At 57.5% G+C, this 26,527-nt stretch carries 24 protein-coding genes and 2 tRNA genes; 19 read left to right on the top strand and 7 right to left on the bottom strand.

What is annotated here, in order from left to right:
• Positions 1-187 precede the first annotated feature (187 nt).
• Positions 188-847: a YiaD family glycine zipper/OmpA-like lipoprotein gene (locus H9Q10_RS04270; protein WP_197902797.1), complete on the bottom strand. Its 660-nt coding sequence runs from the start codon at positions 845-847 to the stop codon at positions 188-190.
• A 228-nt stretch (positions 848-1,075) separates the two neighbouring features.
• Between H9Q10_RS04270 and H9Q10_RS04265 the strand changes: the two genes are divergently transcribed.
• From H9Q10_RS04265 to lpxA, 9 genes are all read left to right on the top strand, one after another.
• Complete coding sequence (locus H9Q10_RS04265; protein ID WP_197902796.1) at positions 1,076-1,582, top strand: hypothetical protein; 507 nt, start codon at positions 1,076-1,078, stop codon at positions 1,580-1,582.
• A 90-nt stretch (positions 1,583-1,672) separates the two neighbouring features.
• Positions 1,673-3,094 (top strand): cysteine--tRNA ligase, encoded by a 1,422-nt coding sequence (gene cysS, locus H9Q10_RS04260; protein ID WP_197902795.1) that lies wholly within the window; start codon positions 1,673-1,675, stop codon positions 3,092-3,094.
• Between the two features lie 342 nt (positions 3,095-3,436).
• Complete coding sequence (ispC, locus tag H9Q10_RS04255; RefSeq protein ID WP_197902794.1) at positions 3,437-4,615, top strand: 1-deoxy-D-xylulose-5-phosphate reductoisomerase; 1,179 nt, start codon at positions 3,437-3,439, stop codon at positions 4,613-4,615.
• Between the two features lie 148 nt (positions 4,616-4,763).
• Positions 4,764-6,116 (top strand): RIP metalloprotease RseP, encoded by a 1,353-nt coding sequence (rseP, locus tag H9Q10_RS04250; protein WP_197902793.1) that lies wholly within the window; start codon positions 4,764-4,766, stop codon positions 6,114-6,116.
• A 3-nt stretch (positions 6,117-6,119) separates the two neighbouring features.
• On the top strand, positions 6,120-8,519 hold the full coding sequence (bamA, locus tag H9Q10_RS04245; protein ID WP_197902792.1) for an outer membrane protein assembly factor BamA: 2,400 nt from the start codon (positions 6,120-6,122) through the stop codon (positions 8,517-8,519).
• Between the two features lie 49 nt (positions 8,520-8,568).
• Positions 8,569-9,033, top strand: a complete 465-nt coding sequence (locus H9Q10_RS04240) for an OmpH/Skp family outer membrane protein (protein WP_420841836.1) — start codon at positions 8,569-8,571, stop codon at positions 9,031-9,033.
• Between the two features lie 185 nt (positions 9,034-9,218).
• Positions 9,219-10,247, top strand: coding sequence for a UDP-3-O-(3-hydroxymyristoyl)glucosamine N-acyltransferase (gene lpxD, locus H9Q10_RS04235; RefSeq protein WP_197902790.1), 1,029 nt, complete (start codon positions 9,219-9,221; stop codon positions 10,245-10,247).
• A 1-nt stretch (position 10,248) separates the two neighbouring features.
• Positions 10,249-10,713, top strand: coding sequence for a 3-hydroxyacyl-ACP dehydratase FabZ (gene fabZ / locus H9Q10_RS04230; protein WP_197902789.1), 465 nt, complete (start codon positions 10,249-10,251; stop codon positions 10,711-10,713).
• Positions 10,714-10,876: 163 nt separating this feature from the next.
• Positions 10,877-11,653, top strand: coding sequence for an acyl-ACP--UDP-N-acetylglucosamine O-acyltransferase (gene lpxA / locus H9Q10_RS04225; protein ID WP_197902788.1), 777 nt, complete (start codon positions 10,877-10,879; stop codon positions 11,651-11,653).
• Positions 11,654-11,904: 251 nt separating this feature from the next.
• Here the strand turns inward: lpxA and fumC are convergent, their stop codons facing one another.
• From fumC to H9Q10_RS04210, 3 genes are all read right to left on the bottom strand, one after another.
• The gene (fumC, locus tag H9Q10_RS04220; protein ID WP_197902787.1) at positions 11,905-13,299 is read right to left on the bottom strand and encodes a class II fumarate hydratase; all 1,395 of its coding nucleotides are present in this window, start codon (positions 13,297-13,299) and stop codon (positions 11,905-11,907) included.
• A 169-nt stretch (positions 13,300-13,468) separates the two neighbouring features.
• Positions 13,469-13,545 (bottom strand) — tRNA-Asp (locus H9Q10_RS04215).
• 13 nt (positions 13,546-13,558) lie between these two features.
• Positions 13,559-13,634, bottom strand: a tRNA-Val gene (locus tag H9Q10_RS04210).
• A 216-nt stretch (positions 13,635-13,850) separates the two neighbouring features.
• Between H9Q10_RS04210 and recJ the strand changes: the two genes are divergently transcribed.
• The 9 genes from recJ to H9Q10_RS04165 all read left to right on the top strand — a co-directional run bounded on the left by recJ (position 13,851) and on the right by H9Q10_RS04165 (position 24,341).
• A complete protein-coding gene (gene recJ, locus H9Q10_RS04205) occupies positions 13,851-15,548 on the top strand; it encodes a single-stranded-DNA-specific exonuclease RecJ (protein ID WP_197902786.1) in 1,698 nt (565 codons plus the stop codon).
• Positions 15,549-15,720: 172 nt separating this feature from the next.
• On the top strand, positions 15,721-17,397 hold the full coding sequence (gene pilB, locus H9Q10_RS04200) for a type IV-A pilus assembly ATPase PilB (protein ID WP_197902785.1): 1,677 nt from the start codon (positions 15,721-15,723) through the stop codon (positions 17,395-17,397).
• A 28-nt stretch (positions 17,398-17,425) separates the two neighbouring features.
• Positions 17,426-18,658 carry a type II secretion system F family protein gene (locus tag H9Q10_RS04195; protein WP_197902784.1) on the top strand — a complete coding sequence of 411 codons (1,233 nt, stop codon included), beginning with the start codon at positions 17,426-17,428 and terminating at the stop codon, positions 18,656-18,658.
• 83 nt (positions 18,659-18,741) lie between these two features.
• Positions 18,742-19,599, top strand: coding sequence for a prepilin peptidase (locus H9Q10_RS04190; RefSeq protein WP_197902783.1), 858 nt, complete (start codon positions 18,742-18,744; stop codon positions 19,597-19,599).
• A gap of 1 nt (position 19,600) precedes the next feature.
• Positions 19,601-20,206, top strand: a complete 606-nt coding sequence (gene coaE / locus H9Q10_RS04185) for a dephospho-CoA kinase (RefSeq protein ID WP_197902989.1) — start codon at positions 19,601-19,603, stop codon at positions 20,204-20,206.
• A 3-nt stretch (positions 20,207-20,209) separates the two neighbouring features.
• Positions 20,210-20,986: a cell division protein ZapD gene (zapD, locus tag H9Q10_RS04180; protein WP_197902782.1), complete on the top strand. Its 777-nt coding sequence runs from the start codon at positions 20,210-20,212 to the stop codon at positions 20,984-20,986.
• Positions 20,983-21,165: a DNA gyrase inhibitor YacG gene (yacG, locus tag H9Q10_RS04175; protein ID WP_197902781.1), complete on the top strand. Its 183-nt coding sequence runs from the start codon at positions 20,983-20,985 to the stop codon at positions 21,163-21,165. The genes zapD and yacG overlap by 4 nt, the downstream gene beginning before the upstream one ends.
• Positions 21,166-21,347: 182 nt before the next feature.
• Positions 21,348-22,640, top strand: coding sequence for a 23S rRNA (uracil(1939)-C(5))-methyltransferase RlmD (rlmD, locus tag H9Q10_RS04170; RefSeq protein WP_197902780.1), 1,293 nt, complete (start codon positions 21,348-21,350; stop codon positions 22,638-22,640).
• Positions 22,641-23,303: 663 nt separating this feature from the next.
• Positions 23,304-24,341 (top strand): ACP S-malonyltransferase, encoded by a 1,038-nt coding sequence (locus tag H9Q10_RS04165; RefSeq protein ID WP_197902779.1) that lies wholly within the window; start codon positions 23,304-23,306, stop codon positions 24,339-24,341.
• 348 nt (positions 24,342-24,689) lie between these two features.
• Here H9Q10_RS04165 and H9Q10_RS04160 read toward each other — a convergent pair whose 3' ends face one another.
• Positions 24,690-25,103 carry an REP-associated tyrosine transposase gene (locus H9Q10_RS04160; RefSeq protein ID WP_197902778.1) on the bottom strand — a complete coding sequence of 138 codons (414 nt, stop codon included), beginning with the start codon at positions 25,101-25,103 and terminating at the stop codon, positions 24,690-24,692.
• 22 nt (positions 25,104-25,125) lie between these two features.
• Here H9Q10_RS04160 and H9Q10_RS04155 point away from each other — a divergent pair, with 22 nt between their 5' ends.
• A complete protein-coding gene (locus H9Q10_RS04155; RefSeq protein ID WP_197902777.1) occupies positions 25,126-25,329 on the top strand; it encodes a hypothetical protein in 204 nt (67 codons plus the stop codon).
• Between the two features lie 184 nt (positions 25,330-25,513).
• Here the strand turns inward: H9Q10_RS04155 and H9Q10_RS04150 are convergent, their stop codons facing one another.
• Positions 25,514-25,942, bottom strand: a complete 429-nt coding sequence (locus tag H9Q10_RS04150) for a hypothetical protein (protein ID WP_197902776.1) — start codon at positions 25,940-25,942, stop codon at positions 25,514-25,516.
• Positions 25,943-25,964: 22 nt separating this feature from the next.
• On the bottom strand, positions 25,965-26,513 hold the full coding sequence (locus H9Q10_RS04145) for a hypothetical protein (RefSeq protein WP_197902775.1): 549 nt from the start codon (positions 26,511-26,513) through the stop codon (positions 25,965-25,967).
• Positions 26,514-26,527: the final 14 nt, after the last annotated feature.

The following is a 26,527-nucleotide window of genomic DNA, read 5'->3' as shown; positions in this document are numbered from 1 at the left end:
TTTTCAGGTAGCCCCAACTGCCTAGCGGGCTACCTGAAAAGTTTGGTTTGAGGCTGCCTGAAAACAGCCTCCCATTAAAGCAAAGGCTACCTGAAAATTTTCAGGTAGCCTTTCCCGTATTTCATGCAAAACGGCACGGCAGAACTGCTCCGCCGTGCCGTTTCAGGCCGTTGCGACAAGCTGCGGCTTACTGCCGGCGCGCCTGCGAAGTCGGGTTGATCAGAATTTCCACGCGGCGGTTCTGCGCGCGGCCCACTTCGGTGGAGTTGTCGGCAATCGGCGAACGCGAGCCGTAGCCCACGGTGCTGATGCGGTTGGCGGCCACGCCGCGGCCGTTCAGGTAGCCGGCCACGGATTGCGCGCGCTGTTGCGAGAGCGGGTTGTTGATGCGGTCGTTGCCGGTGTTGTCGGTGTGGCCGGCCACAGTGATGGTGGTTTCCGGATACTGGGTCAGCACGTCGGCCACAGTGTTGAGCGAGCTCACGGCGTTCGGGCTAAGCGCGGAGCTGTTGGTGGCAAAGGTAACGCCGCTGGGCATGGTCAGCTTGATTTGGTCGCCTTGGCGTTCCACTTCCACCGGCGTGTTGGCCAATTCCTGGCGCAGGCGGCGCTCCTGAATATCCATATAGCCGCCCACACCAGCCCCCACCACGCCGCAGCCCAAAGCCGCATTGCGCGCGCCTTTGCTGCCGTGGGTGAGTGCACCGATGGCGCCGCAGGCCGCCGCGCCGCCCAGGCCGTAGAGCGCGGTTTTGGAAATAGTTTGCTGCCCGGTAACCGGGTCGGTCACACAGCCGCTCAGGGCAAAGGAGGCGGCCAGGGTTAAAACAGTCAGACGTTTCATCATAATCGGTTTCCTTTTCTAACGGATTTCAGCGAAAACAAACGGGGAATCACGGCAGCCACTATAGGCGAGCCGCCGCACAAACAAAAGCCGCCGCCGCAAGATTTACCGTTTAGCAAACTTTCCAGATATTTGTTTACATTCATCAGCCCGCCATGTGGCTGCCAACAGGGCTTTCGGCTACAATGCCCTTCCTCACAGCAAACCCACACAAGCCAAGGCTACCTGAAAATGAAATCCCTGCCGCACGCCGTTTTGCTCTTCCTCGGCCTCTCCGCCGCCGCCCAGGCCGCCGACACCCTCCCCGCCGGCTTCTACCTATATCGGGGCAACGACTCCGGCAATTACCGCCCCGCCGACGAGCCCGACGCCATCCCGCTCCCGCGTTCGCCTTCCATCCATGCCGAGCGCAATGTCTGCATTCCCGCCGACAGCCAAGCCTGGCTGCAAGAGCAAATCCGCCGTCGCACCACCGGCCTCTACCCGCAAGGCCGTTTTGCAGAACGCCAAACCGCCCAAGGCCGCGTGTACACCCTGCTCAACCCCGCCCAAGCCAAGCCCGGCCTCGATGCCTACACCGTGGGCATGGCGCTGAAAAACGACCCGCAAGGCCGCCCCAGCGTATATTTCTCAACCACCTTCACCGACACCGAACGCAACTCCACCTACCAAACCCACATTAACCAGTGGTATGACTACCAAGGTAAAAACTGCCCCGCCGATGCCGGGCAAGAATAATATTAGCCGCACCAAGCCGCCATTGAAGCCGTTGTTTTCAGGTAGCCTTCCCCTCACCATTTAACCCAATTAACTCAATCACATCCAACCATGCTATCCCTCTACAACACCCTCACCCGCCAAAAAGAACCCTTTTCCCCCATCGACCCTGAAAACGTGCGCATGTACGTCTGCGGCATGACTGTTTACGACTACTGCCACTTGGGTCACGCCCGCGTGATGGTCGTGTTCGACATGATTGCCCGTTGGCTGCGCGAATGCGGCTATCCGCTCACTTATGTGCGCAACATCACCGACATCGACGACAAAATCATCGCCCGTGCCGCCGAAAACGGCGAGACCATAGGCGAGTTGACCGCGCGTTTCATTCAGGCCATGCACGAAGATGCCGACGCGCTGGGCGTATTGCGTCCCGACATCGAGCCGAAGGCGACGGAAAATATCCCGCAGATGATCGCCATGATTGAAACCCTGATTCAAAACGGCAAAGCCTATCCCGCCGCCAACGGCGACGTTTACTACGCCGTGCGCGAGTTTCCCGCATATGGGCAACTGTCGGGCAAATCGCTGGACGATTTGCGCGCGGGCGAACGCGTGGAAGTGGACGGGTTCAAACGCGATCCGCTGGATTTTGTGCTGTGGAAAGCCGCCAAAGCAGGCGAACCGGCGTGGGAAAGCCCGTGGGGGCAAGGCCGCCCGGGCTGGCACATCGAATGCTCCGCCATGAGCGACAACCTGTTCGGCGACACGTTTGACATCCACGGCGGCGGCGCGGACTTGCAGTTTCCCCACCACGAAAACGAAATCGCCCAAAGCGTCGGCGCCAGCGGCCATGTCTGCGGGCACGAACACGCGCACACCCACCACGGCCAAAGCATCGCCAGCCATGTCAAATACTGGCTGCACAACGGCTTCATCCGCGTCGATGGCGAAAAAATGTCCAAATCGCTGGGCAATTTCTTCACCATCCGCGAAGTATTGAAACAATACGACCCCGAAGTCGTACGCTTCTTCATCCTGCGCGCCCACTACCGCAGCCCGCTGAACTACTCCGACGCGCACTTGGATGATGCCAAAAACGCCCTCACCCGCCTCTACAACACCCTCGCCAACGTGCCGCCAACAAGTTTTCAGGTAGCCCCGGAAGCCAACGGCTACACCCGCCGCTTCTTCGCCGCCATGAACGACGACTTCGACACCGTGCAGGCCGTGGCCGTATTGTTCGAGCTGGCCGGCGAAGCCAACAAAACCCAGTCCGCCGAGCTTTCCGGCTGCCTCCAAGCCCTGGCCGGCACCATCGGCCTCCTCCAGCGCAGCCCCACCGAATTCCTGCAAGGCGGCACGGCGGCAGGCGGCTTGGGCAACGAAGAAATCGAAGCCCTCATCGCCCAGCGCCAGCAAGCCCGCGCTGATAAAAACTGGGCCGAATCCGACCGCATCCGCGACCTGCTCGCCGCCCAAGGCATCACCCTGCGCGACGGCGCCGGCGGCACCACCTGGACGCGCGATTAAGCCCGGCCGCGCCCACAGCAACAGGCTACCTGAAAATAAAGTTTCCGCAGGAAGACGAATTTCCGCGAAGCTGAATTTTTCAGGTAGCCTTTTCCGCCCCCTTTCCGCACAATGGCAAGCGCCGGCAAAAAGCAGTATAGTTCCCCATTTGCCAAACCGCTTTAAGCAGCCCCAAGCCACTACTATCCACACAAACAGGCTACCTGAAAGCATCAGCTTCAACGAAGTTAAAACGCAGTTTCCAAAGGAACCGGATTTTCTGCGAAGCTAAAACGCAGCCAAAACAAGCAAAGCAAGTTTCAGCGCAGCCGAAAACAGCCAACACACCGCCACCACCCCGCCATGACCCAATCCCTCACCATCCTCGGCAGCACCGGCAGCATCGGCAGCAGCACGCTCGACGTCGTTGCCCGCCATCCCGAACGTTTCCGCATCTTCGCCCTCAGCGGCCACCGCCAAACCGCCAAGCTGGCCGAACAGTGCCTCGCCTTCCGCCCGCAATACGCCGTAACCGCCAGCGAAGCCCAGGCCGCCGAACTGCGCGCGCGCCTCGCCGCCGCCGGCTGCCCAACCGAAGTGCTGCACGGCGCGCAAGCCCTCATCGATATCGCCGCCGCGCCCGAAACGCACGGCGTGATGGCCGCCATCGTCGGTGCCGCCGGCCTGCCATCCACCCTCGCCGCCGCCCGCGCCGGCAAAACCATCTATTTGGCCAACAAAGAAACGCTCGTCGTTTCCGGCAGCCTCTTCATGCAAACCGCTGCCCAAGCCGGCGCGCGTATCCTGCCCGTGGACAGCGAACACAACGCCATCTACCAAGTCCTCCCGCCCAACAAAGGCTACCTGAAACACAACGGCGTCGAATCCATCATCCTCACCGCTTCCGGCGGCCCCTTCCTGCACACCGACCTGGCCCACTTCCCCGCCATCACCCCCGCCCAAGCGGTCAAACACCCCAACTGGCAGATGGGGCGCAAAATCTCCGTAGACAGCGCCACCATGATGAACAAAGGCCTTGAGCTGATTGAGGCGCACTGGCTGTTCGGCTGCCCGCCGGAAAAGCTGGAAACCGTGATCCACCCGCAAAGCGTGGTGCACAGCATGGTGCGCTACACCGACGGCTCGGTGCTGGCGCAGCTGGGCACGCCCGATATGCGCACGCCCATCGCCCACTGCCTCGGCCTGCCCGAGCGCATCGCCTCCGGCACCGCGCCGCTGGATTTCGCCAGCCTCGCCGCGCTCACCTTCGAAGCGCCCGACTACCGCCGCTTCCCCTGCCTCGAGCTGGCCTACCAAGCCATGCAGGCCGGCGGCGGCGTGCCCTGCGTGCTCAACGCCGCCAACGAAATCGCCGTGGCTGCCTTTTTAGACGGCCGCATCCGCTTCACCGACATCGCGCCGGTGGTGCGGCACACGCTGGAACAGGATATTTCAGGTAGCCATCAAAGCCTGGAAGGGTTGTTGGCCTGGGATGCCGACGCACGGCGGGCGGCGGCGGACTATGTGGAGCGGCTGGGCTGACACTTTGCCCGATGCTTTGTCCAAACAGCCTGTTTCCATTACAATACGGCGTTTCCCGTATTCTCCGGCACATCATCAGGCTACCTGAAATCTGAAAACAAATTTTTCAGGTAGCCTCAAGCAGCAAGCCGGACGGCAAGGAGTGCTTTTGTCTTTTCTCTATACCGTTGGCGCGTTTATCGTGGCCATCATGATTTTGGTCAGCCTGCACGAGCTGGGGCACCTGCTGGTGGCGCGCTGGTGCGGCATCAAGGTGCTGCGTTTTTCCGTGGGCTTCGGCAAACCGTTTTTCAACAAACGCTGGCGCAACATCGAATGGTGTTTGGCGCCGATTCCGCTGGGCGGCTATGTGAAAATGGTCGATACGCGCGAAGGCGACGTGGCCGAAGCCGACCTGCCCTACGCCTTCGACAAACAGCATCCTTTCAAACGCATGTTGGTAGTGGCCGCCGGCCCGCTCACCAATCTGGCGCTGGCCGTGCTGCTCTACACCTTCTCCTTCGGCTACTTCGGCGTGCAGGAAGTGCGGCCGATGGTGGGCATGGTGGCGCCCGAATCGCTGGCCGAAAAATCCGGCTTCGCCCCGGGCGACACCATCCAGGCCGTAAACGGCAAAGCCGTGGCCAACTGGGGCGATGCACAGTCGGAAATCATTTTGAATTTGGATGCAGGCAAAATTCAGGTAGCCGTGCGCCAGGCCAACGGCCAAGAAACCGTGCGCACCATCGACGCCGCCGGCACGCCCGAAGCCAAAGAAGTGGCACGGCGCGGCGGCTACTTCGGCCTCACCGCCCTGCGCAAAACCACCATCCTCGCCACCATCCAGCGCGGATCGCCCGCCGATCGCGCCGGCCTGCGCAAAGGCGACCGCGTGGTGGCCATCGACGGACAGATCGTGCACACCTGGCCACAGCTGACCACCGCCATCCGCCAGCATCCGCAAGACAAGCTCACCGTAGACATCCTGCGCAGCGGCAAACCTTTTCAGGTAGCCCTGCGCCCCGACAGCCGCGAAGACCGCAACGGCGAGCGCTACGGTTTTGCCGGCTTCGATTCCGAAACCGACCAGCGCTGGATGTCGCTCGCCACCTACCGCTACCACCCCTCCTGGCCGCGTGCCGCCGAAATGGGCATAGAGCGCGTGGGCACCTACACCGCGCTCACCGGCCGCCTGTTTGCCCGCCTGCTCACCGGCCAGGCTTCCATCAGCCACATCTCCGGCCCGCTCACCATCGCCGACTATGCCGGCAAAACCGCTGCCTCCGGTATTCAGGATTATCTGGAGTTTCTGGCCGTGGTCAGCATCAGCCTGGGGATTTTGAACTTGCTGCCGATTCCTGTTTTAGACGGCGGCCATTTAATGTATTATGCCGCCGAATGGATTCGCGGCAAGCCCGTCAGCGCCAACGCGCAAATGTGGGGGCTGCGTTTCGGCCTCTCCCTGATGCTGATGCTGATGCTGGTGGCCTTTTTCAACGATATCACCCGATTACTGGGATAAAGCATGAAACTGAACAACCTTTCTTTCGCCTTGTTTGCAGCCGGATTGTCTTCCTGGGCGCTGGCCGCCGCACCGTTTACCATCCAAGACATCCGCATCGAGGGCCTGCAGCGCACCGACCCCTCCACCGTGTTGGGCTACCTGCCGGTGAAAGTGGGCAGCACCTTCAACGACGGCGAAGGCGAACAGATCATCAAAAACCTGTATGCCACCGGCCTGTTCGACGACGTGCGCGTGGAAACCATGGGCAACCAAGTTTTACTCACCGTGGTGGAACGCCCCATCATCAACACCCTCACCGTAACCGGCGGCAAAACCCTGCCCAGCGACGCCATCAAGAAAAACCTCGACAGCTTCGGTCTGGGGCAGTCGCAGCCGTTTAACCAAGCCATCCTGAACCAAGCCGTGGCCGGCTTGCAGCAGGAATACGCCAACCAAGGCAAACTCTCCGCCACCGTTACGCCGGAAGTAACCCGCCTGTCGCGCAACCGCGTGGACATCACGCTGAAAATCGACGAAGGCGCCACCACCCGCATTCAAGAAATCGATTTCGAAGGCAACCGGCATTTCTCCAACCGCACCCTGCGCCACCAGATGAAGCTCGACCGCCACGGCATGCTCAGCTGGCTCTCCAAAGACGACCGCTTCTCCGACGAACAATTCCGCAAAGACCTGCAAGCCATCACCGATTTCTACCAAAACGAAGGCTTCTTCGAAGGCCGCGTGGAAGATGCCGACGTGCGCTACAACGACAACCGCACCAGGCAAACCCTATGGATTAAGGTGCATGAAGGCGAACGCTACCGCTGGGGAAAAGTGCGCATCGAAGGCGACTCCCGCGAAGTGCCGCGCGAAGATTTGGAAGCCCTGCTGAAAATGCGCGAAGGCAAACGCTACAACCGCTCGCAGATGGTGGACAGCCTGCAGGCCATCCAAGACCGCATGGGCCAGGCCGGCTATGCGCTGGCGCAAGTGGGCGTGCAGCCGCAGCCCGACCAGGCCAACCACACCGTGGATTTCGTACTCACGGTGAACCCCGGCCGCAAATACTATGTGAACCAAATTCATATTTCCGGCAACAACAAAACCCGCGATGCGGTCATCCGCCGTGAAATGCGCCAAACCGAAGCCGCTCCCTACGACTCGGCCAAAATCAACCGTTCCAAAGACCGCATCCAGCTATTGGGCTATTTCGACGACGTGAAAGTGGAAACCCGCCCGCTGCCCGACACGCCCGACCAGGTAGACATCGACGTATCCCTGAAAGAGCGCTCCACCGGCTCGGTGGAAGTGGCTGCCGGCTGGGTACAGGATACCGGCCTGGTGCTCTCCGCCGGCATAGCGCAGGACAACCTGTTCGGCACCGGTAAATCCGCCAACTTCCGCATCGCGCGCGGCAAAACGCAAAATACCGCTTCGCTGTCGTTTACCGACCCCTATTTCACCCCCGACGGCGTGAGCTTGGGCTACGACATCTACTATCGTGGCTTCATGCCCTACAAATCCAGCTCCAGCAGTATCGGCTCGAACAACTACGAAACCACCCGCATCGGCGTGGGCGCGCGCATGGGCGTGCCGGTTACCGAATACGACCGCGTGAACTTCGGCCTCGGTGTGGAACACCTCACCGTGAAGCTGCACGGCGACGAAGCAAACCAGCCCTACCGCTACCGCCAGTTCATCCAAGAGCACGGCGAGAAAAACTGGCTGCTCAAAGGCAACATCGGCTGGGGCCGCAACAAAACCGACGACGCCCTGTGGCCGACCCGCGGCTACACCACCAGCGTAAACGCCGACCTCGGCCTGCCCGGCGGCGACCTGCAATACTACATCCTCACCCACGACCAGCGCTGGTTCTTCCCCTTAAGCAAGAGCTTCACCCTGATGCTCGGTGGTGAAGTGGGCTATGCCGGCAAATTCGGCGGCACCTCCACCGTGCCCTTCTTCAACAACTTCTATGGTGGCGGTCTGGGTTCCGTGCGCGGTTATGAAAGCGGCTCGCTCGGCCCGAAAGTGTATGAAAACTACAGCGGCGGCAGAAACGTCGTCAATTACGGCGGCACCTATAAAGCCTACGCTTCCGCCGAGCTGCTCTTCCCCTTCCCCGGTGTGAAAGACCAGCGCTCCGTGCGCCTGAGCCTGTTTGCCGACGCCGGCAGCGTGTGGGACGGCAAAACCTACACCCCCGATGCCTATAGCCCCTCCAAACCGAACGGCACCAACGGCTACTACAGCCAAGACCACCGCTCCACCTTCAGCAACGAATTGCGCTATTCCGTGGGCGCGGCGCTCACCTGGATTTCGCCGCTGGGCCCGATGAAATTCAGTTTCGCCCACCCGCTGAAAAAAGAGGATAACGACCAAATCCAGCGCTTCCAGTTCCAGCTGGGCACCACTTTCTAAGGCAGGCATGACGATGAAGATCACCCTCCCCCGCATCGCAGCAGCAGCCATGGCGGCCCTGCTGGCGCTGCCGGCCGCCGCTGACGGCGTGCAGAAGCTCGGCTTCATCGATACCGAACGCGTGTATCAGGAATCCACCCAGGCGCAGCGCATCCAAACCACGCTGCAAAGCGAGTTCGGCAGCCGCCAGCAAGCCCTGCAACGGCTGCGCGACCAAGGCATCGCCCTCAAAACCCGCCTCGACCAAGGCCGCCTGAGCACCGCCGAACGCCGCCGCACCGAGCAGCAGCTGATCGAGCTCGACCGCAACCTGCGCCGTCAGGCCGCCCAGCTCACCGAAGAATACAACCTGCGCCGCAACGAAGAATTCGCCGCCCTGCAGCAAACCGCCAACCGCGTCATCACCGACTTGGCGCGCCGCGACGGCTACGACCTGATCATCCAGGACGCCATCTTCGTGAACAGCCGTTTCGACATCACCGACGAAGTCATCCGCGCCCTCAACAGCCAATAAAGGCTACCTGAAAATGCAGCGCCAACGCCGTTAAAACCGTTGTGGCGGCTTCCTAAGCCAGCCCAAACACCGGTTTTGGCAAAAGGGAAACCATTCCCGCACTTAAGGGCTACCTGAAAATACATTTGCCAAACCGAAACCCAGCTTCAGGGTAAACACCACCCAGCCACACAGGCTACCTGAAAATGCAGAAACAGCTTTCCGACCTCACCGCCGCACTGGGCGGCCATATCGCAGGGCAAGACATCACCGTCAGCCGCATCGCGCCGCTGCATGCCGCGCAGGCCGACAGCATCAGCTTCGTGGCTCACGCCAAACACCTGCCCGAAGCCCTCGCCAGCCAAGCCGGCGCCCTGATTGTGCACGGCAAGCTGGCCGATAAACTGCCCGGCCGCAACCTCATTGTGTGCGATAACCCACAGCTCTATTTCGCTCAAACCGCCCGCCTGTTCCACCCCGCGCCCTTGCCCAAACCCGGCATCCACCCCAGTGCCGTGGTGGAAGCCAGCGCCGTCGTGCCCGCCAGCTGCGAAATCGGCGCCAACGCCTACATCGGCGAGCGCACCGTGTTGGGCGAAGGCTGCCGCATCCTGGCCAACTGCGTGGTGGAGGCCGACTGTGTGCTGGGCAGGCAGGTCGTCCTGCATCCGAATGTGACCGTGTATGCCGGCTGCTCCCTCGGCGACCGCGTGGAAATCCACTCCGGCACCGTCATCGGCGCCGACGGCTTTGGCAACGCCTGGGCGCAAGACCATTGGTACAAAATCCCGCAGGTGGGCAGTGTGACCATCGGCAACGACGTGGAAATCGGCGCCAACACCACCATCGACCGCGGCGCCATCGAAAGCACCGTGATTGCCGAAGGCGCCAAAATCGACAACCTGGTGCAAATCGCCCACAATGTGCACATCGGTGCGCACACCGCCATTGCCGCCTGCGTGGGCATCGCCGGCAGCACCCACATCGGCGCCTACTGCCAAATCGGCGGTGCCGCCATGTTTGTCGGGCACATCAAAGTGGCCGACAAAACCTTTATCGGCGGCGGCACCCTGGTGGCCGCCTCCATCAGCGAGCCGAACTACTACGCCAGCTCCTACCCGCTGCAAACCCACCGCGATTGGGTGAAAAACGCCGTGCACCTGCGCCACCTGAATGAGCTGCACCGCCGCGTGAAAGATTTGGAAAACACAGTTAAAACCCTTAAGGAACAATAAAATGCAATTAGAATCCATCGAACTGCCGCTAGACGTGCGCACCCTGCAACGCCTGCTGCCGCACCGCTATCCCTTCCTCCTGCTCGACCGCGTGATCGGCTTTGAAAAAGAAAAAAGCCTTACCGCCATCAAAAACGTTTCCATTAACGAGCCGTTTTTTGAAGGCCACTTCCCCGATTTCCCCGTGATGCCCGGCGTGTTGGTGATTGAAGCCATGGCGCAGGCCGCCGGCGTGCTCGCCATCCTCAGCCGCGGCGAACGCCAGGAAAACGAAATCTACTTCTTCGTCGGCATCGACAGCGCCCGCTTCAAACGCCAAGTCGTGCCCGGCGACCAGCTGCAAATCCACCTGGACGTGATCACCCACAAGCGCGACATCGGCAAATTCAAAGCCACCGCTACCGTGGACGGCCAAGTGGCCGCCGAAGCCGTGATCATGTGTGCCAAACGCGCGGTGGACAGATAAGCCCGTATTTTTCAGGTAGCCTCTGCCGCTTCGGCGGCTGCCGTATCGGCGGGCAGGCAGGAATCCCGCCTGCCCCTCCGGAGCCCCCGCTTCAGCCTTGCGGCGGCCTTCCGGCCGCATTTTCAGGTAGCCTCCCCGCCCGCCGCCCCATCAAGGAAAACCCATGTCCCTAATCCACCCCACCGCGATTATCGACCCCCAAGCCCAGCTCGACAGCAGCGTCAAAGTCGGCGCTTACAGCGTGATCGGGCCCAACGTGCAAATCGGCACCGGCACCGAAATCGGCCCGCACGTCGTCATCAACGGCCACACCACCATCGGCGAGCACAACCGCATCTTCCAATTCGCCAGCCTCGGCGAAATCCCGCAAGACAAAAAATACCAGGGCGAGCCCACCCGCCTCGTCATCGGCAACGGCAACACCATCCGCGAATTCACCACCTTCAACCTCGGCACCGTTACCGGCATCGGCGAAACCCGCATCGGCGACGACAACTGGATCATGGCCTACTGCCACCTCGCCCACGACTGCGTGATCGGCAGCCACACCATCTTCGCCAACAACGCCTCCCTTGCCGGCCACGTAACCATCGGCGACTACGTCGTACTCGGCGGCTACACCCTCGTGTTCCAATTCTGCCAAATCGGCCCCTACGCCATGACCGCCTTTGCCGCCGGCGTACACAAAGACGTGCCGCCCTATTTCATGGCCGCCGGCTACCGCGCCGAGCCCGCCGGCATCAACAGCGAAGGCATGCGCCGCAACGGCTTTTCCCCCGAGCAGATCGCCAACGTGAAAAACGCCTACAAAACCCTCTACCGGCAAGGCCTGCCGCTCGAAGAAGCCCGCCGCCAAATCGCCGAAGCCGCCGCCGGTGCCCCCGAGCTGGCCATCCTCAACGACTTTCTCGCCGACTCCCGCCGCAGCATCATCCGTTAAATTGTCGGCAAACAAGCAAAAGGCTACCTGAAAACCTCAGCAGGAATTTTTCAGGTAGCCTTTTTGTCGCCCACAGAAAATCGCAGAAGCCATACCGCATGAAACATTCGCTCCAAGCTACTCAGAAGGCTACCTGAAAACACCCCCGCCATTTTTCAGGTAGCCTCTTTCCCCAGCCAACACAAAAGCGCATACCGTTTCCAGCATGCGCTTGTTTGGCGGCACCATGCCGCGTCAATCCGATATCAGGCTCACTTCAGGCTGCCCACCATATCGGCCGGGCGCACCCATTCGTCGAACTGTTCGGCCGTGAGCAGGCCGGATTTCACCGCCTCTTCGCGCAGCGTGGTGCCGTTTTTGTGCGCCGCTTTAGCGATTTTGGCGGCGTTTTCGTAGCCGATTTTGGTGTTCAGCGCGGTGACCAGCATCAGCGAATTGTCGAGCTGCATCTGGATGCGCGGCAGGTTCGGCTCGATGCCGGCGGCACAGTGCTCGTCAAACGAAATGCAGGCGTCGGCCAAGAGCTGCGCCGATTGCAGGAAATTGGCCGCCATCACCGGTTTGAACACATTGAGCTGGAAATGCCCCTGCGTGCCGGCAAAAGAAATAGCGGTGTCGTTGCCCAACACTTGGGCGCACACCATGGTCAGCGCCTCGCATTGGGTCGGGTTCACCTTACCGGGCATGATGGAGGAGCCGGGCTCGTTTTCGGGAATCAGGATTTCGCCGATGCCGGAACGCGGGCCGGAAGCCAGCAGGCGGATGTCGTTGGCAATTTTATACAGCGACACGGCCAGCTGCTTGAGCGCGCCGTGGGTTTCCACGAAGGCGTCGTGCGCGGCCAGCGCTTCGAATTTGTTCGGCGCGGTCACGAAAGGCAGGCCAGTAAACTTGGCGATGTAGGAGGCTACCTGAACATCGTAGCCCTTGGGCGTGTTCAGGCCGGTGCCGACGGCGGTGCCGCCCAAGGCGAGCTCGGCCAGATGCGGCAGGGTGTTTTCCAGCGCACGGATGCCGAAGGCGAGCTGTGCGGCATAGGCGGAAAATTCCTGCCCCAAAGTCAGCGGGGTGGCATCCATCAAATGCGTGCGCCCGATTTTCACCACCTGCGCAAACTCGGCGGCTTTGGCGGCAAAAGTCTGCTGCAGGCGCTTTACCGCGGGCAGGGTGTGCCGCACCACTTTCTGGTAGGCAGCGATGTGCATGGCGGTGGGATAGGTATCGTTGGATGACTGCGATTTGTTCACGTCGTCATTCGGGTGGATGATGCTCTTCTCGCCCAGCTTGCCGCCGTTGAGCACATGGGCGCGGTTGGAAATCACTTCGTTCAAATTCATATTGGACTGCGTGCCGGAACCGGTCTGCCAGATCACCAGCGGGAATTCCTCATCCAATTTGTGTGCCAGAATTTCATCACAGGCGGCGGCAATCAAATCGCGCTTCTCCCCCGGCAGTACGCCCAAATCGGCATTGGCAAAGGCGGCAGCTTTCTTCAAATAAGCAAACGCTTCAATAATTTCCTGCGGCATGGAGGCAGCCGGGCCGATTTTGAAGTTGTTGCGCGAACGCTCGGTCTGCGCGCCCCAATAGCGCCCGGCCGGCACCTGCACTTCGCCCATGGTATCTTTTTCAATACGGAATTCCATTACACAGCTCCTGAAGTTGGTTGAAAACTCGGGTTATTCGGAAGAAAACGGCTTTTTTCCACAACCCTGATAAACCGGACGAATATACCACAAAATCAATTTGTTTTTACACGGCTGGCAGGAAATGTTAAAGCCCTCCTGCTTTTCAGCAGAAGGGCTTTGTTTTGTGTGGCGCGGTGGACGGGACTCGAACCCGCGACCACCGGCGTGACAGGCCGGTACTCTAACCAACTGAGCTACCACCGCGCGCGCAAAAAAATGGTGGGTGATGACGGAGTCGAACCGCCGACATTCTGCTTGTAAGGCAGACGCTCTACCAACTGAGCTAATCACCCGTGTTCTTGTGCACTGCACTAAGAAGGTGCGCATTAAACCAAATAATCCATCCAAGCGCAAGCCTCGGCAGGAAAAATTTTAGCCAGATCTTCCCACATTCATGTTTTAAAACATAAAAAACTTTTATCCACTTTCAGCCACAACCATCCGGCCAACCATCCCAAGTTGTCATTTGCGGTATAATGAACTGCTTGAATTTAGCACCATCCCTTTTTATGACCGCCCTTATCCGCACACGCCAACCCGACACCCAAGCAGAACAACTTTTGCTGGATGCCGGCACGCCACCGCTGCTCGCCCGTTTATTCGCCTCCCGCAACGTCCACTCCCCAAACGAACTGCACACCGATTTGGCCAGCCTGTTGCCGTTCCAATCGCTGAAAAACATCGACGCCGCCACCAACCGTTTGATGCAGGCCATCCGCCGGCAAGAACGCATCCTGATTATTGCCGATTATGATGTGGACGGCGCCACTGCCTGCTCGGTCGGGGTCTTGGGGTTGCGCCGCATGGGGGCACACGTTGATTTTTTGGTGCCGAACCGTTTTAAACACGGCTACGGGCTGACTCCGCTCTTGGCCGACTTGGCCGCCCAACGCGGCACACAGCTGCTACTCACCGTGGATAACGGTATGTCCAGCGCGGCAGGCGTGGTGCGCGCCAAAGAGCTGAGTATGGACGTGATCATTACCGACCACCACCTGCCGTCCGACGAATTGCCCGACTGCATCATCGTCAATCCCAACCAGCCCGGCTGCGATTTTGCCAGCAAAAACCTAGCCGGCGTAGGCGTGATTTTCTATGTGTTGATGGCCTTGCGCGCGCATTTGCGTGCACAACAATGGTTTGCCCCCGGTAGGCTGCCTGAGCCCAATCTGGCCGACTTGCTCGACTTGGTCGCATTGGGCACCGTGGCCGATGTGGTGACGCTGGATCACAACAACCGCATTTTGGTTACACAGGGCATCAAGCGCATGCGTGCCGGCAAAACCCGAATCGGCATCCGATCGCTTTTTCAGGTAGCCAAACGCGATATGCGGGAAGCCAAACCTTTCGACTTGGGCTTCGCCATCGGCCCGCGCATCAACGCCGCCGGTCGGCTGGAAAAAATGGACATCGGCATCGCCTGCCTCCTGGCCGACGACCCCGGTGAAGCCGCCGCGCTGGCCGAACAGCTCAACGAACTCAACCGTGCGCGCCAAGACATCGAGCAATCCATGCTGCAAGAAGCCGTGGCGCTGGCCGACCAGATCATTATCGGCAACAGCTTGGGCATCACCGCCTTCCATTCCGGTTGGCATCAGGGTGTCATCGGCATCGTGGCCGGCCGGCTCAAAGACCGTTTCCACCGCCCGGCCATCGTATTCGCCCCCGCAGGCAACGGCGAGCTGCGCGGCTCCGGCCGCTCGATCCCCGGCCTGCACCTGCGCGATGCCATCGACTTACTGTCCAAACGCCATCCCGACCTTATCCTGCAATTCGGCGGGCACGCCATGGCAGCCGGCCTCAGCATTCGCGAACAGGCCTTCCCAGATTTTCAGGTAGCCTTTGAAACCCTGCTGGCCGAGGTGTTAGACCAAGACGCGCTTACCCGCACCTTCCTCACCGACGGCAGCCTCAACCCGAACGAACTCTCGCTGCAAACAGCGGAAACCCTGTCCCGGCAAGTATGGGGGCACGGCTTCCAACCTCCCAGCTTCCACAACCAGTTCGAAGTATTGTGGCAGCGCATCGTAGGCAACGGGCACAAAAAAGCCGGCCTGAACTGCGGCGGGCGGGTGGTGGAGGCCATGTTTTTCCGCTGTACCGACGAGCTACCGGCCAAAATCCGCACCGTGTACCGCCCGGTGGCCAACCAGTGGCGCAACCAATGCGAATTGCAGCTGCACATCGAACATTGGGAAGCCATCTAGCCCCGGCTGAACGCGCAAACGGTATATTCTTACCGTGATTTAACTTATAATCACATCTTAACTATAATATGTAAAAGCATTATTGCTAAAATGTGGGCATTGTCGGCAGCAATCTAACAGCAAACAACTCGCCGATTTTTTCGAATCCGTTCTACTTTACTCAGGCAACCATATGAGCGTCGGACTATTGCGCATCCTGTTTCAAAACAAACTCATCGAGCAGGATCAGATTGAGAAATACCGAGAAAAAGTCAATCAAAACAAAAATATTATTCCTTTATTAGCTGAAGCCGGCATCATCAAGCAGGCCGCGCTAGCAGAACTGTTGGCCAAGCTGTTCCACTACCCCATCTTGGATTTGTCGCTTTATTCCCGTTCCATGATGGTGCAGGATGTGCTCAACGATGCGCAAATGACCGAGCATCGCTGCGTCCCTTTATTCAAACGCGGCCAAAAACTGTTTTTAGGGGTATCCGACCCCACTTTGTTGCAAACATACCAAAAGCTGATTTTTCCCAGCGGCCTGATGGTCGATTTGGTACTGATTAACGATGAGCAACTGGATGGCCTGTTAGAATTTGCCAGCCAAACTTCTACTTCCATCTTGGATGAAATTTCTTCTGACACAGCCGGTATAGCAGCTCCTACCCCCATGATGGTGGATGACGAAGAAGAAGACGGTCCGATTGCTAAGTTTATTCACAAAGTATTGTCCGATGCACTAAACACCGGCGCATCAGATATCCATTTCGAGTTCTACGAAGAAATGGCGCGTATCCGTTTCCGTACCGATGGCCAATTGCGCGAAGTGGTACAACCCCCATTGAACATTCGTGGACAGATTGCTTCGCGTATCAAGGTTATGTCGAAAATGGACATTTCCGAAAAACGTGTGCCGCAAGACGGTCGTATCCAAATCCAATTCAATAAAAACCAAAAACCGATCGATTTCCGTGTGAATACGCTGCCGACCCTGTTCGGCGAAAAAATCGTGATGCGTATTTTGAACTCGGATGCGGCTTCACTGAATATCAACCAGCTGGGTTTCGAGCCATTCCAAAAAGAGTTGCTACTGGAAGCCATTCACCGGCCCTACGGCATGGTGCTGGTAACCGGCCCAACCGGTTCCGGTAAAACCGTATCGCTTTATACCTGCCTAAACATTCTGAATACCGACAGCGTTAATATTTCCACCGCCGAAGACCCGGCTGAGATCAACTTGCCTGGTATCAACCAGGTAAACGTGAACGACAAACAAGGTTTGACTTTCTCTGCGGCACTGAAGGCTTTCCTGCGCCAGGATCCGGACATCATCATGGTGGGTGAGATTCGCGACTTGGAAACCGCCGATATCGCCATTAAAGCCGCCCAAACCGGCCACATGGTATTCTCAACCCTGCACACCAACAATGCCCCGGCTACCTTATCGCGTATGCTGAATATGGGCGTGGCGCCATTTAATATTGCCAGCTCGGTTAATCTGATTATGGCCCAGCGCTTGGTTCGCCGTTTGTGCACCTGCAAACAGCCGATTGAGCGCCCGCCGGCCGAAGCCTTGCTGAAAGTCGGCTTCACCGAAGAAGACTTGAAAAAAGACGATTGGCAGCTCTACCGTCAAGTAGGCTGTGACCGCTGCAAAGGCAAAGGTTTCAAAGGCCGTGCCGGTGTGTATGAAATCATGCCGGTGACCGATGCCATGCAAAAAATCATCATCAACAATGGCACCGAAGTGGATATTGCCGAACAAGCTTATGCCGACGGATTGGTTGATTTGCGCCGGGCAGGTATTTTGAAAGCAATGCAGGGCATCACCACATTGGAAGAAATTCTTGCCACCACCAACGACTAAATCAGTTTTAATTTAAAAGGGAATCATCATGGCTGTAAGAAATACAAAATCCAAAAAAAAACAAACCGGGCTGAGTTTTGAGTTTGAAGGCCGCCACATGGAAACCGAGCAGATGGTGCGCGGCGAAGTAGTGGCCAAAGACGAGCAGGATGCCCGCGCCAAACTGGCCCGCCGCCGCATTAAAGTCATTAGCTTGAGCAAAAAGAAAAAAGTTCGCGAGAAAAAAATCACTCAGGCTGACATCACCGTGTTTACCCGCCAGTTGGCCACCATGATGAAAGCCGGTCTACCAGTGATGCAGGCATTTGACATTGTGGCAAAAGGCCATTCAAACGCCTCCATGACCAAGCTTTTAATGGAAGTACGCAACGATATTGAACAAGGTACTTCCATGGCTAATGCTTTCCGTAAGCACCCCAAGTATTTTGATGATTTTTATTGCAACTTGGTGGATGCGGGTGAAGCAGGTGGTGTTTTAGAGACTTTGCTAGACAAACTGGCTGTATATAAAGAAAAAACTCAGGCCATCAAGAAAAAAATCAAAAGCGCCCTAACTTATCCAATCGCAGTAGTGGTGGTGGCCATTGTTTTGGTCATCATCATGATGATGTTTGTATTGCCTGAGTTTAAAAAGGTATATGATGGCATGAACGCTGAAATGCCTGCTCTTACTCAGTTTATGATGGGTATCTCCGACTTTATGGTTGAATGGGGATGGTTGGTTATTATTGCCATGATTGCTGCTGTCGCAGGATTTATACAATGGCATAAGCGTTCCCCTGCACTACAAAAACGGATAGATGCTATGCTGCTGAAACTACCTATTTTCGGCAACATTGTAGAAAAAGGTACCATTGCCCGCTGGGCGCGCACTACCGCCACCTTGTTTACTGCCGGTGTTCCCTTGGTTGAAGCCCTTGACTCTGTAGGTGGTGCTTCCGGCAATATTATTTATGAAGAAGCGACCAGAAGTATTCGCAACCAAGTCAACCAAGGTACCTCCCTAACTAGTGCCATGAATTCAACAAACCTTTTCCCCAACATGGTGTTGCAAATGGCTTCTATCGGCGAAGAATCCGGTTCTTTGGATGATATGCTGAATAAAGCCGCCGAATTCTATGAAGAAGAGGTTGATATGGCTGTAGCTACATTATCCTCTCTGATGGAACCCATCATTATGGTGGTACTGGGTAGTATTGTTGGTGTGATCTTGATCGCTATGTACTTGCCCCTGTTTAATTTGGGTAATGCGATTGGTTAATCTAAATCACACTATCTATCCATTCTTGATTTTTCAGGTAGCCTCCCCTCGGCAGGCTACCTGAAAACACACTTTCAAACCCTATGACCAATCTCGAACCCAGTCTGTATATCCCCTTTGCCGCCCTGCTCGGGCTGCTGGTGGGCAGTTTTCTCAACGTGGTGATTTACCGCCTGCCGGTAATGCTGGAAAAACAATGGCAAATCGCCGCCAAACAGCATCTCAATCTGCCGCTGGACGAAGAAGACCAGAAACCGTTCAACCTCAGCACACCACCCTCGCGCTGCCCCAAATGCGGCAGCCCGGTGAAACCGTGGCAGAACATCCCCATCATCAGCTTCCTCTTGCTGCGCGGCCGCTGCCACAGCTGCCACACCCCCATCGGCTGGCGCTATCCCGCCGTTGAGCTGCTCACCGGTATCCTGTTCGGCATCGTGGCCTGGCGCTACGGCGACACCTATCTCACCCTCGGCGGCCTCGTGTTCACCGCCATCCTGGTTGCACTCACCTTCATCGATGCCGACACCCAGCTGCTGCCCGACCAGCTCACCCTGCCCCTGGTTTGGCTCGGCCTTCTGTTCAACTGGCAGGTCGGTTTCGTCCCCCTATCCTCGGCCCTGCTCGGCGCGGTGGCCGGCTACCTGAGCCTGTGGCTGCTGTTCCACCTGTTCAAACTCATCACCGGCAAAGAAGGCATGGGCTACGGCGACTTCAAACTGCTGGCCGCACTCGGCGCCTGGCTCGGCGTGAGCACCCTGCCCGTGATCGTATTCGTGGCCGCGCTGGTGGGGCTGGTGGCCGCACTGGTGATGCGCGTGGCCAAAGGCCAGCCCATCGCCTTCGGCCCCGCGCTGGCCATTGCCGGCTGGCTGGTTTTCGCCGGCAACAGCTATATCCTGCAAGGCATCCAATGGTGGCTGCACAAATCCGGGTTTGTCTGACATGACTGCCTGGGTGGGACTCACCGGCGGCATCGGCAGCGGCAAATCCGCCGCCGCCCGCCTGTTTGCCCAACACGGCGTGCCGCTGATTGATGCCGACGCCGTTTCCCGCGCCCTCACTGCAGACGGCGGAGCCGCCCTTCCTGCCATCCGTGCCGCCTTCGGCCAAGATGTATTCGATTTTTCAGGTAGCCTCAAGCGCGCCGCCCTGCGCGAACTCGTGTTTCAATCCCCGCCAGCCAAAGCCAAACTCGAAAGCATCCTACACCCCCTAATCCTTGCCGACATCCGCGCCCGCCAGCAGCAATCCCCCCAAGCCGCCTACGGCATCATCGAAATCCCCTTACTCACCGAACAACCTGTTTTCCAAAGCCTTATCCAGCGCATCCTCCTCATCGACTGCAGTGAAGAAACGCAAATCCGCCGCACCGCCGAACGCAGCGGCCTCTCCCGTGATATGATTGCCGGCATTCTGGCCACCCAAGCCAGCCGCCAAGAGCGGCGCCGCATTGCCGACGACATCATCTGCAACGAAGCCGGCCTGCCCGAGCTCAGCGCCGCCGTGGCGCACCAGCATCTTATCTACCAACAAATTTTCAGAAGCTGAACCATGTCCGACCTCATCACCTTCGAACACCCCCTCTCCGAACGCGTGCGCAACTTCCTGCGCCTCGAACACCTCTTCTCCCGCTTCTACACCACCCGCGACCAACAATCCGCCTGGGCACACCACGCCGCCCTCGGCACCCTGTTCGAAATCATGGATTGCGCCGCCCGCGCCGAGCTCAAGCTCGACATCCTGCAAGAGCTCGAGCGCCAGCGCCAGCAGATTTCCCAATCCGAACGCGAACAATACGACGCCACCCCCGAGCAGGAAGCCCTCTACCAAGCCACCCAAAACCTGCAAGAAGTGCAGCAGAAATTCGGCCAACACCTGCGCGAAAACGAATGGCTCATGGGCGTGAAACAGCGCATGCTCGTATCCGGCGGCACCAGCCCCTTCGACCTCCCCTCCTACCACTACTGGCTGCAACTGCCCCACGAGCAGCGCCTCGCCGACCTCAACTGCTGGATCCGCTCCCTCACCCCCACCAGCGAAGCCATCAGCCTGCTCCTGCGCATCCTGCGCCGCAACAGCTACAGCCTCGACTGCTGCGCCGTGCTCGGCAACTACCAAAACGCCAAGCTCGGCAACAACATCCACATGCTCGTTGTCGACGTTGCCCAATCCTGCCAAACGCTACCTGAAATTTCCGCCAACAAATACTTCACCCACATCCGCTTCACCCAAGCCACCCAAGACAGCCCCCGCGGCAAACAGCTCGAAGACAACATCCCCTTCACCCTCAAAATGTGCAGCTTCGACCCCATCACCGACAAACCATGAGCCCCCGCACCGTACCCTGCCCCACCTGCCGCCGCCCCGTAGAATGGAGCGAAGCCAGCCCCCACCGCCCCTTTTGCAGCCAGCGCTGCAAAATGATCGACCTCGGCACCTGGGCCGACGAAAGCTACCGCCTCCCCAGCCAAGAAGAATCCCCCAGCTCCCCCGGCGATCACGAATAGGCGCAAAGGCTACCTGAAAATGCAAACTTAGCCCCCACAAAACCAACTCCGCCGCCCAAAGGCTACCTGAAAATGAGTGAAACGAATTTCTGCGAAGCTAAAACAAGCAAAGCGAATTTCCACGAAGCCAAAAATCCGCCCCACATTTTTCAGGTAGCCTCATCCATCCCCGGCCCCACACCATGAACACCGCCACCATCCACAGCATCGACCACGAAGGCCGCGGCGTCGCCCGCATCGGCGGCAAAACCACCTTCATCACCGGCGCCCTGCCCCAAGAAACCGTCGCCTACCGCATCACCCGCAGCAAAAAACACCACGACGAAGCCCAAGCCACCCGCATCCTCACCCCCTCCCCCTACCGCACCGCCCCCGCCTGCCCCCACTACAGCCAATGCGGCGGCTGTACCCTCCAACACGCCCACAGCAACGCCCAAGTCGCCTACAAACAACGCATCCTCGAAGAACAACTCCAACGCCTCGGCAAAGTCCGCCCCCAATACCTCCTGCCCCCCATCTACGGCCAAGCCTGGGGCTACCGCCACCGCGCCCGCCTCAGCGCCTGCCACAGCCAAGGCCAAACCCTCCTCGGCTTCCAAGGCCGCAACAGCCACCGCATTATCAACATCCGCAGCTGCCCCATCCTCACCCCCCAGCTCGCCGCCCAGCTAGACAACATCCGCACCCTGCTGCAACAGCTAAACCGCCTGCACGCCCCCATCCGCAGCATTGAGCTGCACCACAGCCCCCACGCCAACGCCCTCACCCTGCTCACCGAGCGCCTGCCCCAAGCCGCCCGCGCCCATCTCATCCAAGCCGCACAAAGCCTCCCCGCCAACTGGCACATCTGGCTGCAAACCCCGCAGCAGCCCACCCGCCCCCTCCTCCCCGAAAGCCCCCAGCTCAGCTACAGCCTGCCCGAATACCGGCTCACCCTGCCCTACCGCCCCGGCGACTTTACCCAAGTCAACCCCGCCGCCAACGCCCTGCTCGTTTCCCGCGCCATGCAGCTGTTGCAGCCCCGGCCCGGCGAACGCATCGCCGACCTCTTCTGCGGCCTCGGCAACTTCAGCCTGCCCATCGCCGCCGCCGGCGCACACGTTACCGGCATCGAAGGCTCCCCCGCGCTCACCGAACGCGCCGCGCAAAACGCCCGTCTCAACCAACTCACCGAGCGTACCCGATTCCACAGCGCCGACCTCTTTCAAACCACCGAGCACACCGTCGCCGCCTGGGGCCGCTTCAACAAAATCCTGCTCGACCCGCCCCGCAGCGGCGCCTACGCCCTCGTCCAAGCCCTGCACCCGCCCTATCTGCCCCGCCGCATCGTCTATGTATCCTGCAACCCCGCCACCTTCGCCCGCGACGCCGCCGTGCTCGTGGGCAAAGGCTACCGCTTCCGCAGCGCCGGCATCGTCAACATGTTCCCGCAAACCGCCCACGTTGAAACCGTCGGCTGCTTCGAGCTGGAATAGCCCGCCCGCAAACCGAAAGGCTACCTGAAAATATGCTTCCATTTTTCAGGTAGCCTTTTCTGCTTATCCAAACATTCCCCAGCCACACGACTTCAAAATAAAGGCTGCCTGAACGCATCAGCTGCAACGCAGTTAAAACAGGCAGGCATTTTTAGCTCCGCAGCAACTCAACCTTGAGCAGCGCCCGAATATCTGCTCGCCTTCATTAACGCCCACTTTTTAGCTTCGCAAAAACGCCACTTGGCTTTTAGCTTCGCAAAAACGCCACTTGGCTTCGCCCAATCCCGTTTTCAGGTAGCCTCTCGTTATCTACAATCTCCATCCAAAGCGCTTCAAGCCATAAAGGCTACCTGAAAACATGAGCTTCAACGAAGTTAAAACGAACGAAGTAAGTTTCTGCGAAGCTAAAAATATCCGCTCCCGCGAAACCAATCTTTAGCCTCGCCAAACCCTCGCCTTCCGACAGCCGCCATCCGCCCTGCGGCAAAGCCCAAAGCATCCGCACCCACCTTCCCCGCAAACCGCCCGATATTTGACCTAACACAGCATCCCCCGCCGCCACAATCAGTATAGTCACTCTAAGCAGTTTATTCGCCGGCAACAATTGGCATCTTGCGGACGGTATAGGTCGTCTGAAATCCACCACTTACGGGAGCGAACATCATGACTGAACAAAAACGCCTACTTGAACAACTGCACAGCCAACCCTTCGCCCTCTGCTTTTCCGGGCAGGGCTTCGATTGGATCAGCACCCTGCGCGAAACTTTGGCAGAAGGCGCGCTGGGCAAGGCTAACGAAATCACCACCGCCGCCGCTCAAATCCTCACCCCCGTGGCAGGGCAGCTTGCCACAGCCCGCCCGCAGGGTTTCGAACCGATAAAATGGGCGGAACACGGCGCGGACGGCATCAATCTGGTGCGTGCCGCCGTGAGCGCGCCCGGTATTTTCCTTGCACAAATCGCCAACCTGCACACGCTGGAAGCGCGCGGGCTGGACAGCGGCAAAGCGGCGGGCGTGATCGGGCATTCTCAGGGCATACTCGGCCGCTATCTGGTGCGCGAGCCGCAGCATGCCGCCCAACTGCTGGCTCTGGCCGAACTGGTCGGCGCGGCCGCCACGCTGCAAGGGCGCAAAACCGGCATGTACCTGCACGGCGGCAATCATCCGATGGTGATGGTGCAGGGCGTGAGCCGCAAACAGATTGCCGCCGTAATCGACGAACTGTATCCCGAAGATGAAGCGCATCCGGCCGACCGCCCGTGCATCGGCTTGCAGAACAGCGCGGACGGTTTCGTCGTCAGCGGCAAGCCCGAATCGGTGGCGCGCGTGTGTGATGTATTATCGGACACGGTGAAAGACGCCAACGGCCAAACGCCCGAAAACCTGCTGTGGCGGCTGGACGTGGAAGTCGGTTTCCACCACCCCGCTATGCTGCCCGCCGTATCGCAAGCGACCGAATGGGCGGCCGCCTGCGGTTTGGATGCGGAACAGGCGCGCGGCATCGCGCACAATATCCTGATGGATCCGGTGAACTGGGTGGCCGAATGCCGCAGCATGGTTGCGCTGGGCGTGCGGCGGATTTTGGAAATCGGCCCCTCCGGCGGCGTGGCCATGCTGACGCAGGCCGTGCTGGACGGAAAAGGAATTGAAGTGCTGGATGTTTCCGGCGCGGAAGGTAAGGCGGCGTTGTTTGGCGGATAACGGAGATTTCTGATTTTTGAAACTGCGGCTGCCGCCAAGTTAAGAAAAGGCTACCTGAAAACGGACGAAGTGGGTTTTAACTTCGTTAAAACTCACGCTTTCAGGTAGCCTTTATTGGTGGGAAGGCCGTATCTATAGTCAAGGCTGTCGATTTTTCAGACGGCCTCTGATGCCGTCTGAAAGCATTAGTCTCAATGGAGTTAATGTTTGAAACGGCAAACCATGAATTAAATAACCGCGTGCGTGCGTACTGCACACACCCTACGCGTTGGTTTTACAGTTTCATGTGATTCACGGGTAGGGTGTGAGGTGCAGCCACACACACGGTCAGTAGTTTTATGATGGCATTCACTCCCCAAAACTCATCACCGCTGTTTCTTGCGTTCCGCTCCAATCAGACGGCAAAAACCCGTCCCGTACATAGCGTTGAAACGACGAAAATGCCCAATCGCGGACATTGCCGCACAATCCATGTTTGACGGGGTTGAAATGAATATAGTCCGCGCAACGCTGCAAATCCGTTGCATCGCGCACGGCGTGTTCGTAAAAACGCCGTTGCCAAATGCCGCGTTCGTGTTGCCGCTGTTTGCTGGCGGACAGGTTTTCGGCACGGGGAAAATGTGCGGATAATTTGGTTTTAATCAGCCGCCAGCACAGGGAATAATCCGCATCGTCGGGCGGCAGCGTCCAAATGGCGTGGATATGGTTCGGTAGCACGCATACGGCGACGGTTTCAAAGGGATATTGTTTTTGTACATCCATATAGGCCGCACGCGAAGTCGATATGTTCGACAAGCAGGTGCGATTTCGGGTCGGCGAGTTTGACGGTGAAAAAGAATGTGCCGCCGGCAATGAAGTTTCTGCGATAACGCGCCATGGGGTTTCCGTTTGGTTTATGGGTTTGGGAAAGAATGATTGGTTGTTTTGTTCGTTGATTTTGTCGATGTTGGAGTTTTCAGACGGCATTGGAGGCCGTCTGAAGATTTGAAACGGCAAAGCATGAATCAAACAACCGCGTGCGTGCGTTCCGCACACACCCTACGCGTTGGCTTTGAAGTTCCGTGTAATTCACAGGTAGGGTGTGTGGCATAGCCACGCACGCGGTCGCTGGTATACAGGCTACGGCTTGCTGCCCGACGGGGTGGGGGAACACAGTTGCTACGGGTGCTGGATCATAATGCGATAACTTTATCTCCTACATCAACACCGTTTAACGGCTTTAAGCTTGGCTCTTGTGGTTTTATTGACTCTGTTATGGTTTCATTAGGAATGTTTCCTAAAACACGAGAAAAAGCAGAAACCATACTTGCTGAATCTAGCGTTTTTCTAACCTTAGTTATTTCTCTAATATCGGGATTTCTTAACCAATCTATTGATTTTAGAGTTGCCATTTTTTCTTGCACATGAATCACTTCTGCTTTGCCGCGAACTATTTCCAAAGCCCCCAAAGATTCTTTTGTATCAGGGTCATAAACTTCTTGACCTAGTCCCACAATTAAAAACTTTTGACCAGTTTTAACACCCTTATTTTCTCCTGCATTAATAATGACAGTTAGTTTATCCTGAACCTGAACAACTTGGGCAAAATATCTTGTACTCATATCATATCCTTTAACATAATGATTATTCCCTCTCCTCGAATATGAATTCAAGAGGAATGGTAGCTCTAATTTCAATTGATGAGATTATTCCTAACCTAATATTTTTTTCGTCATCAAAAATATCTGGTTCATCAAACCACCTAACAATTTTTATTTGAGTAAATTTATCCTGTATAACATATACATATCCCATAAATAGTAAATTATCTAATTCATTATTTTTTAAATATCCTGAAACAACCATATTGTTGGTAAAGTTCTTATTTTTTCTAACTAGAAAAATATCTCCTTTTGGATTGTCTGCAACAAATCGTATAGGTGTTTCGATAAGATTGTTTTCTTTAAGCCTATCTGAAATAGATATATTTTCCACAACTAAATCATAAACAACTTTCAATAAAATTAAAATAATACTAATCAAGAGTAACAAACAAAGCAAAATCCATTTAACTGAAATAAGTGCACTTATATCAATAAATAATTGTACTATCCCAGAAATAAATCCAAGCACACCAATAGATATAGATAAACCACTTAGGCTAAAAATATTTTTAATAATGCGATCTTGCATAACTAATCCGATTT

The organism is Eikenella glucosivorans, assembly GCF_016025525.2.
GTDB lineage: Bacteria > Pseudomonadota > Gammaproteobacteria > Burkholderiales > Neisseriaceae > Eikenella > Eikenella glucosivorans.
The sequence above is the reverse complement of the archived record's forward strand: the minus strand, read 5'-3'. Positions and strand labels throughout refer to the sequence as shown.

Excerpts from the sequence above, each read along its gene's own strand:
- fabZ (WP_197902789.1), top strand. The coding sequence starts at position 10,249 with ATGCAATTAGAATCCATCGAACTGCCGCTAGACGTGCGCACCCTGCAA.
- H9Q10_RS04190 (WP_197902783.1), top strand. The coding sequence starts at position 18,742 with ATGACCAATCTCGAACCCAGTCTGTATATCCCCTTTGCCGCCCTGCTC.
- H9Q10_RS04165 (WP_197902779.1), top strand. The coding sequence starts at position 23,304 with ATGACTGAACAAAAACGCCTACTTGAACAACTGCACAGCCAACCCTTC.
- pilB (WP_197902785.1), top strand. The coding sequence starts at position 15,721 with ATGAGCGTCGGACTATTGCGCATCCTGTTTCAAAACAAACTCATCGAG.
- cysS (WP_197902795.1), top strand. The coding sequence starts at position 1,673 with ATGCTATCCCTCTACAACACCCTCACCCGCCAAAAAGAACCCTTTTCC.
- H9Q10_RS04240 (WP_420841836.1), top strand. The coding sequence starts at position 8,569 with ATGGCGGCCCTGCTGGCGCTGCCGGCCGCCGCTGACGGCGTGCAGAAG.
- ispC (WP_197902794.1), top strand. The coding sequence starts at position 3,437 with ATGACCCAATCCCTCACCATCCTCGGCAGCACCGGCAGCATCGGCAGC.
- H9Q10_RS04195 (WP_197902784.1), top strand. The coding sequence starts at position 17,426 with ATGGCTGTAAGAAATACAAAATCCAAAAAAAAACAAACCGGGCTGAGT.
- H9Q10_RS04265 (WP_197902796.1), top strand. The coding sequence starts at position 1,076 with ATGAAATCCCTGCCGCACGCCGTTTTGCTCTTCCTCGGCCTCTCCGCC.
- H9Q10_RS04155 (WP_197902777.1), top strand. The coding sequence starts at position 25,126 with ATGTTCGACAAGCAGGTGCGATTTCGGGTCGGCGAGTTTGACGGTGAA.
- recJ (WP_197902786.1), top strand. The coding sequence starts at position 13,851 with ATGACCGCCCTTATCCGCACACGCCAACCCGACACCCAAGCAGAACAA.
- coaE (WP_197902989.1), top strand. The coding sequence starts at position 19,601 with ATGACTGCCTGGGTGGGACTCACCGGCGGCATCGGCAGCGGCAAATCC.
- H9Q10_RS04150 (WP_197902776.1), bottom strand. The coding sequence starts at position 25,942 with ATGAGTACAAGATATTTTGCCCAAGTTGTTCAGGTTCAGGATAAACTA.
- yacG (WP_197902781.1), top strand. The coding sequence starts at position 20,983 with ATGAGCCCCCGCACCGTACCCTGCCCCACCTGCCGCCGCCCCGTAGAA.
- bamA (WP_197902792.1), top strand. The coding sequence starts at position 6,120 with ATGAAACTGAACAACCTTTCTTTCGCCTTGTTTGCAGCCGGATTGTCT.
- H9Q10_RS04270 (WP_197902797.1), bottom strand. The coding sequence starts at position 847 with ATGATGAAACGTCTGACTGTTTTAACCCTGGCCGCCTCCTTTGCCCTG.
- rlmD (WP_197902780.1), top strand. The coding sequence starts at position 21,348 with ATGAACACCGCCACCATCCACAGCATCGACCACGAAGGCCGCGGCGTC.
- H9Q10_RS04145 (WP_197902775.1), bottom strand. The coding sequence starts at position 26,513 with ATGCAAGATCGCATTATTAAAAATATTTTTAGCCTAAGTGGTTTATCT.
- lpxA (WP_197902788.1), top strand. The coding sequence starts at position 10,877 with ATGTCCCTAATCCACCCCACCGCGATTATCGACCCCCAAGCCCAGCTC.
- zapD (WP_197902782.1), top strand. The coding sequence starts at position 20,210 with ATGTCCGACCTCATCACCTTCGAACACCCCCTCTCCGAACGCGTGCGC.
- fumC (WP_197902787.1), bottom strand. The coding sequence starts at position 13,299 with ATGGAATTCCGTATTGAAAAAGATACCATGGGCGAAGTGCAGGTGCCG.
- H9Q10_RS04160 (WP_197902778.1), bottom strand. The coding sequence starts at position 25,103 with ATGGATGTACAAAAACAATATCCCTTTGAAACCGTCGCCGTATGCGTG.
- lpxD (WP_197902790.1), top strand. The coding sequence starts at position 9,219 with ATGCAGAAACAGCTTTCCGACCTCACCGCCGCACTGGGCGGCCATATC.